Source organism: Rhizobacter sp. OV335 (genome assembly GCF_900142965.1).
Classification (GTDB): Bacteria; Pseudomonadota; Gammaproteobacteria; order Burkholderiales; family Burkholderiaceae_C; genus Rhizobacter.
Window position 1 is genome coordinate 122,103 of record NZ_FRCQ01000023.1, and the last position, 7,306, is coordinate 129,408.

General features: G+C 66.1%; 4 protein-coding genes. All 4 read left to right on the forward strand.

Going from position 1 to position 7,306, the window contains the following annotated elements:
- The first annotated feature begins 173 nt into the window (after positions 1-173).
- From aceE to lpdA, 4 genes are read left to right on the forward strand one after another with little or no spacing between them, the layout of a single operon-like run.
- Positions 174-2,879, forward strand: a complete 2,706-nt coding sequence (gene aceE, locus BUE42_RS22165; RefSeq protein WP_073467464.1) for a pyruvate dehydrogenase (acetyl-transferring), homodimeric type — start codon at positions 174-176, stop codon at positions 2,877-2,879.
- A gap of 35 nt (positions 2,880-2,914) precedes the next feature.
- Positions 2,915-4,630, forward strand: coding sequence for a dihydrolipoyllysine-residue acetyltransferase (aceF, locus tag BUE42_RS22170; protein ID WP_073467465.1), 1,716 nt, complete (start codon positions 2,915-2,917; stop codon positions 4,628-4,630).
- A gap of 13 nt (positions 4,631-4,643) precedes the next feature.
- A complete protein-coding gene (locus BUE42_RS22175; RefSeq protein WP_073467466.1) occupies positions 4,644-5,222 on the forward strand; it encodes an Ntn hydrolase family protein in 579 nt (192 codons plus the stop codon).
- Between the two features lie 2 nt (positions 5,223-5,224).
- Positions 5,225-7,027, forward strand: a complete 1,803-nt coding sequence (gene lpdA / locus BUE42_RS22180) for a dihydrolipoyl dehydrogenase (protein ID WP_073467467.1) — start codon at positions 5,225-5,227, stop codon at positions 7,025-7,027.
- The last annotated feature ends 279 nt before the right edge of the window (positions 7,028-7,306 follow it).

The window sequence follows — 7,306 nt, forward strand, 5'->3', positions numbered from 1 at the left end:
GTTCAACGGATGCATGGAGCGATTATCGAGGGCAGGCCCGGATGTGCCCGTCCGGAGGGACCCGGGCATCAGGAAATTCCGTATTACGAAACGATCTCGCGCAATTTGGAAAGCTTTTTGAGTTGTGCGACACTGCCGCCGCCCCAAAAAAGTTGAACCTTACGGAGACAAGCATGGCTGCAAACCCGGAGTCTTTCCTCGGCGCATCGGCGAACGATGCCGACTCGCAGGAAACCCGCGAATGGCTGGACGCCCTGTCGGCGGTGATCGGTGCCGAAGGTGGTGAGCGCGCGCATTTCCTGCTCGAGCAGCTGATCGACCACGCCCGGCAGGCCGGCATCGACGTGCCGTTCTCCGCGAACACCGCCTACGTCAACACCATCCCGGTCGACCAGGAGGAGCATTCCCCCGGCAACGTCGACATCGAGGAGCGCCTGCGCGCCTACATGCGCTGGAACGCGATGGCGATGGTGGTCAAGGCGAACCGCCTGCACCCCGCCGACGGCGGCGACCTGGGCGGCCACATCTCGTCGTTCGCGTCGCTCGCGACGATGTTCGGCACCGGCTTCAACCACTTCTGGCACGCCGAGAGCGAAGGCCATGGCGGCGACCTGCTGTACATCCAGGGCCACTCGTCGCCCGGCGTCTATGCCCGCGCGTACATGGAAGGCCGGCTGACCGAAGAGCAGTTGCTGAACTTCCGCCAGGAGGTCGACGGCAAGGGCATCTCGAGCTACCCGCACCCGAAGCTGATGCCCGAGTTCTGGCAGTTCCCGACCGTCTCGATGGGCCTGGGCCCGCTGATGGCGATCTACCAGGCGCGCTTCCTGAAGTACCTGCATGCCCGCGGCATCGCGAACACCGAGAACCGCAAGGTGTGGGTGTTCTGCGGCGACGGCGAGATGGACGAACCCGAATCGCTCGGCGCGATCGGCCTGGCCGCGCGCGAGAAGCTCGACAACCTGATCTTCGTCGTCAACTGCAACCTGCAGCGCCTCGATGGCCCGGTGCGAGGCAACGGCAAGATCATCCAGGAACTCGAAGGCGAGTTCCGCGGCGCCGGCTGGAACGTCATCAAGCTGCTGTGGGGCAGCTACTGGGATCCGCTGCTCGCGAAGGACAAGGACGGCATCCTGCGCAAGGTGATGATGGACACCGTCGACGGCGACTACCAGGCCTTCAAGGCGAACGACGGCGCGTTCGTGCGCAAGAACTTCTTCGGCCGCCACCCGAAGATGCTGGAGATGGTCGCGAAGATGAGCGACGACGAGGTCTGGCGCCTGCAGCGCGGCGGCCACGACCCGCACAAGGTGTATGCCGCGTACGACCGCGCGACCAAGCACAAGGGCCAGCCGACGGTGATGCTGATCAAGACCGTCAAGGGCTTCGGCATGGGCAAGATCGGCGAAGGCAAGAACACCGCCCACCAGACCAAGAAGCTGGTCGACGACGACGTGCGCGCCTTCCGCGACCGCTTCAACATCCCGATCCCGGACGACAAGCTCGCCGAGATCCCGTTCTACAAGCCGGCCGACGACACGCCGGAGATGCAGTACCTGCACGCCCGCCGCAAGGCGCTGGGCGGCTACCTGCCGCACCGCCGCACCAAGGCCGACGAGCAACTGAAGGTGCCCGATCTCGAGACCTTCAAGGCCGTGCTCGAGCCGACCGCCGAAGGCCGCGAGATCTCGACCACGCAGGCCTACGTGCGCTTCCTGACGCAGTTGCTGCGCGACAAGGAGCTCGGCCCGCGCGCGGTGCCCATCCTCGTCGACGAGGCGCGCACCTTCGGCATGGAAGGCCTGTTCCGCCAGATCGGCATCTACAACCCCGCGGGGCAGCAGTACACGCCGGTCGACAAGGACCAGGTGATGTACTACCGCGAGGACAAGGCTGGCCAGATCCTGCAGGAAGGCATCAACGAGGCCGGCGGCATGAGCAGCTGGATCGCCGCGGCCACGTCGTACTCGACGAACAACCGCATCATGGTGCCGTTCTACGTGTACTACTCGATGTTCGGCTTCCAGCGCATCGGCGACCTGGCCTGGGCGGCCGGCGACATGCAGGCGCGCGGCTTCCTGCTGGGCGGCACCTCGGGCCGCACGACGCTGAACGGCGAAGGCCTGCAGCACGAAGACGGCCACAGCCACATCCTGGCCGGCACGATCCCGAACTGCATCAGCTACGACCCGACCTTCGCGCATGAGGTGGGCGTGATCCTGCACCACGGCCTGAAGCGCATGGTCGAGAAGCAGGAGAACGTCTACTACTACCTGACGCTGCTGAACGAGAACTACCCGATGCCGGGCCTGAAGGCCGGCACCGAGGAGCAGATCATCAAGGGCATGTACCTGCTCGAGGAAGGCGCGAAGAAGACGCCGCGCGTGAACCTGCTCGGCTCGGGCACGATCCTGCGCGAGTCGATCGCCGCGAAGGAGCTGCTGTCCAAGGACTGGGGCGTGTCGGCCAACATCTGGAGCTGCCCGAGCTTCAACGAGCTGGCGCGCGACGGCCAGGACTGCGACCGCTGGAACCTGCTGCACCCGACCGAGACACCGCGCGTGCCCTTCGTCGCGCAGCAGCTTGACAAGTACGCCGGGCCGGTGATCGCGTCGACCGACTACATGAAGAACTACGCCGACCAGATCCGCGCCTTCATACCGAAGGGCCGCAGCTACAAGGTGCTGGGCACCGACGGGTTCGGCCGCAGCGATTTCCGCAGCAAGCTGCGCGAGCACTTCGAGGTGAACCGCCATTACATCGTCGTCGCCGCGCTGAAGGCGCTGGCCGACGAGGGCACGGTGCCGGTGGCCAAGGTGGCCGAGGCCATCAAGAAGTACGGCATCAACGCTGACAAGATCAACCCGCTGTACGCCTGAACGGCTACGCCACAAGAACACGCCGGAGACCCAGCATGGCATTGGTGGAAGTGAAAGTCCCCGACATCGGCGACTTCAAGGACGTCGAGATCATCGAACTGCTCGTGAAGCCGGGCGACACCGTGAAGGCCGAGCAGTCGCTCGTCACGGTGGAAAGCGACAAGGCGTCGATGGAGATCCCGTCGTCGCATGCGGGCGTCGTGAAGGAGCTGAAGGTCAAGCTCGGCGACAAGATCAACGAGGGCACGCTGCTGCTGCTGATCGAGGCGGCGGGTGGGGCGAGCAAGGATTCCGTTCGGGCTGAGCCTGTCGAAGCCCCTCGTGCCGCGGCACCGACTCCCATCGCAGCAGGCCCTTCGACGGGCTCAGGACAAGCGGGCACTTCGACAAGCTCAGCGCGAACGGAAGTGGTCGACGTGGTGATCCCCGACATCGGCGATTTCGACGAGGTCGCGGTGATCGAGGTCTTCATCAAGCCGGGCGACACGATCAAGGCCGAGCAATCGCTGATCACGGTCGAGAGCGACAAGGCATCGATGGAGATCCCGTCGTCGCACGCCGGCGTCGTGAAGGACCTGAAAGTGAAGGTCGGCGACAAGGTCAAGAAGGGCTCGCTGATCGCGACGGTGCAGGCCGCTGCCGGCAGTGCGCCCGCGGCTGCCGCTCCCGCCCCCGTTCGGGCTGAGCCTGTCGAAGCCCCTGCGCAAGCTGCGAGCAACCCTTCGACAAGCTCAGGGCGAACGGATGGCGGTGCAGTGCGAACGGAGAGCGCCGCAGTGCCCGCCCACGAGCCCTCGGTCCTGAAGACCGACCTCCCGCACGCCTCCCCCAGCATCCGCAAGTTCGCCCGCGAACTCGGCGTGCCGCTGGAAGAAGTGAAGGGCAGCGGGCCCAAGGGCCGCATCACGCAGGACGACGTGCAGGCCTTCGTGAAGACCGTGATGGCCGGCGGCCAGCAGACCAAGGCGCAGGCCGCCAAGGCCCCGGCCGGTGGTGCGACTTCGGGCGGTGCCGGCTTCCCCGGCCTGCTGCCGTGGCCGCAGGTCGACTTCACCAAGTTCGGCCCGGTCGAGCGCAAGGACCTGTCGCGCATCAAGAAGATCAGCGGTGCCAACCTGCACCGCAACTGGGTGATGATCCCGCACGTCACCAACCATGACGATGCCGACATCACCGAACTCGAAGCGTTCCGCGTGCAGCTGAACAAGGAGAACGAGAAGTCGGGCGTCAAGGTCACGATGCTCGCCTTCCTGATCAAGGCCTGCGTCGCCGCGCTGAAGAAGTTCCCCGAGTTCAACGCCTCGCTCGACGGCGACCAGCTGGTGCTGAAGCAGTACGTGCACGTCGGCTTCGCGGCCGACACGCCGAACGGGCTGATGGTTCCGGTGATCCGGGATGCCGACAAGAAGGGCATCCTGCAGATCAGCAAGGAGATGAGCGAGCTCGCCGGCAAGGCGCGCGAAGGCAAGCTGGCACCGGCCGAGATGACCGGCGGCTGCTTCTCGATCAGCTCGCTGGGCGGCATCGGCGGCACCTACTTCACGCCGATCATCAACGCGCCCGAGGTGGCGATCCTCGGCGTGTGCAAGTCGGCGACGCGCCCGGTGTGGGACGGCAAGGCCTTCCAGCCGCGGCTGATCCTGCCGCTGAGCCTGAGCTGGGACCACCGGGTGATCGACGGCGCTTCGGCCGCGCGCTTCAACACCTACCTCGCGCAGATCCTGGCCGACTTCCGCCGCGTGCTGCTCTGAGCGGATCTGCACCATGACGACCGTGGTGGTGGTTCGCAAGGGAACCCAGGTGGCGCTGGCGTCCGACAGCCTCGTGACCTTCGGGGACACGCGGCTGGCGCACGGCTACGAAGAGAACGAGAAGCTGTTCCGCGTCGGCGATTCGTGGGTCGGCATGGCCGGCACCACCGCGCACTTCCCGGTGCTGCGGCGGGTGCTGAACAGCCTGCCGCCCGACGACCTGAAGCTGCATTCGCGCGACGAGGTGTTCGACACCTTCCTGAAGGTGCACCCGAAGCTGAAGGAGACCTTCTTCCTGAACCCGAAGGAAGAAGACGCCGACCCGTACGAGAGCTCGCAGTTCACCGCGCTGATCGTCAACGCGACCGGCATCTACGGCGTGTACTCGTACCGCGAGGTGTTCGAGTTCGACCGCTTCTGGGCGATCGGCTCGGGCCGTGCGTTCGCGCTCGGCGCGATGTACGGGGCTTACGGCAGCAAGCTGACGGCGCGCGAGATCGCCGAGCTGGGCGTGCGCGCCGGCTGCGAATTCGACAAGAACTCGGCCGGGCCGATCAAGGCCCACACGATCAAACTGAAGGCGAAAGACTGAGCATGGCACTGATCGACATCAAGGTCCCGGACATCGGCGACTTCAAGGACGTGGCCATCATCGAGCTGCTGGTCAAGCCCGGCGACACGGTGAAGGCGGAGCAGTCGCTGATCACGGTGGAGAGCGACAAGGCCTCGATGGAGATTCCGTCGTCGCATGCCGGCGTCGTGAAGGACGTCAAGGTGAAGGTGGGCGACGTGGTGAACCAGGGGACGGTGATGCTGTCGCTGGAGGCCAGTGAATCCGTTCGGGCTGAGCCTGTCGAAGCCCCTGCCACGAAGGCGGCCGCTGCCACCCCGGCAAGCACTTCGACAGGCTCAGTGCGAACGGAGGCGACACCGCAAGCCGCGAGCTTCTCCGGCACCGCCGACCTCGAATGCGACATGCTCGTGCTCGGCGCCGGCCCGGGCGGCTACTCGGCCGCGTTCCGCGCCGCCGACCTCGGCCTGAAGACGGTGATGATCGAGCGCTTCGCGACCCTGGGCGGCGTGTGCCTGAACGTCGGCTGCATCCCGTCGAAGGCGCTGTTGCATGTCGCGTCGGTGATGGACGAGGTCAAGCACTTCGACTCACTCGGCATCGGCTTCGCGGCCCCGAGCGTCGACCTCGGCAAGCTGCTCAAGCACAAGGAAAAGGTCGTCGGCAAGCTGACCAACGGCCTGACCGCGATGGCCAAGATGCGCAAGGTGACGGTGGTGCAGGGCACGGCCGAGTTCGCCGACCCGCACCACGTCACTGTCGCACTCGCCAAGGGCGGCACGCAGACCATCCGCTTCAAGCGCGCGATCATCGCGGCCGGCTCCGAGGCGGTGAAGCTGCCGTTCCTGCCGAAGGACGATCCGCGCATCGTCACGTCCACCGGCGCGCTGGAGCTGCGCCAGAACCCGAAGCGCATGCTGATCATCGGCGGCGGCATCATCGGGCTGGAGATGGGCACGGTGTACTCGTCGCTGGGTGCGCGGCTCGACGTGGTCGAGATGCTCGATGGCCTGATGCAGGGCGCCGACCGCGACCTGGTGAAGGTGTGGCAGAAGATGAACGCGCCGCGCTTCGACAACATCATGCTGAAGACGAAGACCGTCGGCGCCGAGGCGACGAAGGACGGCATCCTGGTGCGCTTCGAGGGCGAGGGCGCGCCGAAGGAGCCGCAGCTGTACGACCTGGTGCTGCAGGCGGTGGGCCGCGTGCCCAACGGCAAGCGCATCGGTGCCGACAAGGCGGGCGTGGTGGTCGGTGAGCGCGGCTTCATTCCGGTCGACGTGCAGATGCGCACCAACGTGCCGCACATCTTCGCGATCGGCGACATCGTCGGCCAGCCGATGCTGGCGCACAAGGCGACGCATGAAGGCCATGTGGCAGCCGAGGTTGCGGCCGGTGAGCAGCTCGGCGACGATCACCTCGCGAAGACCACGTTCATCGCACGCGTGATCCCGAGCGTGGCCTACACCGATCCGGAAGTGGCGTGGGTCGGCGTGACCGAAGACGAAGCGAAGGCCCAGGGGCTGAAGGTCAAGAAGGGCCTGTTCCCGTGGAACGCGTCGGGCCGCGCGATCGCGAACACCCGCGACGAGGGCTTCACGAAGCTGCTGTTCGACGAGACGACGCACGCGATCGTCGGTGGCGGCATCGTCGGCACGCATGCGGGCGACATGGTCGGCGAGATTGCGCTGGCGATCGAGATGGGGGCGGATGCGGTGGACATCGGCCGCACGATCCACCCGCACCCGACGCTCGGCGAGACGATCGGGTTGGCGGCCGAGGCCTTTGAAGGCGCCTGTACCGACTTGCCTCCCGTGAAGCGATAGGTTCCTTGTTGTTCGCGCGTCTGCGCTTGCAAAGGCGCGGGTGGGGAGGCTGTGGCTCGCCGGCCGGTGCGGTCTTCGCCCCTGTCGGGGCGAAGACTTCCCTCCGCTGGCTGGTTTCATGGCCCGTCGCCGAAACTCCCGCCACTCACTTCGTTCGTTGTGGTCAAACAGTCGGCGACAGTCAGTTCACGAACGCGCTTCGCGCGGGGCCAAGAAACCAGCCAGCTCCGGCGCCCCGTCCCTATTGGCGCTCCACAGCCTCCCCACCCGCGCCTTTGC